At 45.9% G+C, this 555-nt stretch carries 1 pseudogene; it reads left to right on the top strand.

Annotation, left to right across the window (positions count from 1 at the left end):
• Positions 1 to 165: 165 nt before the first annotated feature.
• A pseudogene (locus tag MO387_RS20825) lies at positions 166 to 555 on the top strand (IS3 family transposase); the annotation flags it as partial.

Raw genomic sequence — 555 nt, 5'->3', positions numbered from 1 at the left:
TTGGCAGATTGTCGGCTGTCAGCAATCGAGTTGAAATGAGACGTGAAGGCTTCAAGGTACATACTCTGATGCTCTCTATAAGAAAAAGAGAGCATAAGATCATAATTGACACCGTCCGTCAAATTGGAGTCAAAACGGTTAAAATATATTCACGATCTCGCCCTGTTTCAGCATCCCCTTATGCCTAAGTCAAAAGAAACCCCTGCCGAAACTATTAAGCGCCTTGAACGTGAGTTAGCAGAAGAGAAACTGCGTAACCAAATCCTCAATGGCATGGTTGATATCATGGACAATGAATATGGAGCAGGCCTCAGAAAAAAGTACTTATCCGGTACGTCTGGCAAGCAAAAGGCAACGGCGAAATAAACCTCGCAGCTGCATGTCGTGCTGCGGGTATGTCGAGGCAAGGTATTTATCAGGCAGTTGCCCGAATGGAAAGTCGTAGAGCTGAGCTATCGGTCATCAAAGACTGGGTCCAGTACTGGCGTAAATATATGCCAAGGTTAGGGGCCCGTAAGCTCTACACGTTGATAAAATCCAAGCTGGTTGAGCACG

The sequence above is a fragment of the Shewanella sp. N2AIL genome (assembly GCF_022690845.1).
Classification (GTDB): domain Bacteria; phylum Pseudomonadota; class Gammaproteobacteria; order Enterobacterales; family Shewanellaceae; genus Shewanella; species Shewanella baltica.
This window is presented reverse-complemented; position numbering and strand designations above follow the sequence as displayed.